This is a genomic window from Nitrosospira sp. NpAV, from assembly GCF_000832065.1.
Classification (GTDB): Bacteria; Pseudomonadota; Gammaproteobacteria; order Burkholderiales; family Nitrosomonadaceae; genus Nitrosospira.
In genome coordinates, this window is the sequence record NZ_JXQM01000103.1 from 1 (window position 1) to 463 (window position 463).

General features: G+C 53.1%; 1 protein-coding gene and 1 pseudogene. Both read left to right on the forward strand.

What is annotated here, in order from left to right; translation table 11 throughout:
* Positions 1-187 (forward strand): type II secretion system F family protein (locus tag SQ11_RS15480; RefSeq protein ID WP_041515101.1); only part of this gene is annotated, 187 nt, incomplete at its 5' end.
* Positions 184-463, forward strand: a pseudogene (locus SQ11_RS15485) (type II/IV secretion system protein); the annotation flags it as partial. The gene SQ11_RS15480 and the pseudogene SQ11_RS15485, both read left to right, overlap by 4 nt.

The window sequence follows — 463 nt, forward strand, 5'->3', positions numbered from 1 at the left end:
TACCGGCATGATGGGCGACATGATGGAGCGTATCGGCAATTTTCACGATGAAGAAATCGGGCGCTGGGTTGAGTGGACCACCAAACTGATCGAGCCGCTGTTGATGGCAGTAATCGGAACTGTCATCGGCGGTATCATCATTCTCATGTATCTGCCAATTTTTGAGCTGGCCGGGAGTATCAATTGACGCAGACGCAGGTCGCCCTGCTGGACCAACCGGTAATTGATGCAGCCCAACTTCGCCAGGCACGGGAGCAGGCTGTCATCCATGGTACGTCGCTGATCAAGGTGCTGGAAGAAACCTGGCAAGGTACTCCGGATGAACTGATAGTCGCACTAAGTAGAGCACTGCGTGTGCCGATGCCCTACATGAGCGATTTGCATCCGTTATATCCGGCTTTTGACAAGTTGCCTTTTGCTCAGGCGGTCAAGCATGAGTCCGCGTTGTTGCAAAAACCGGATC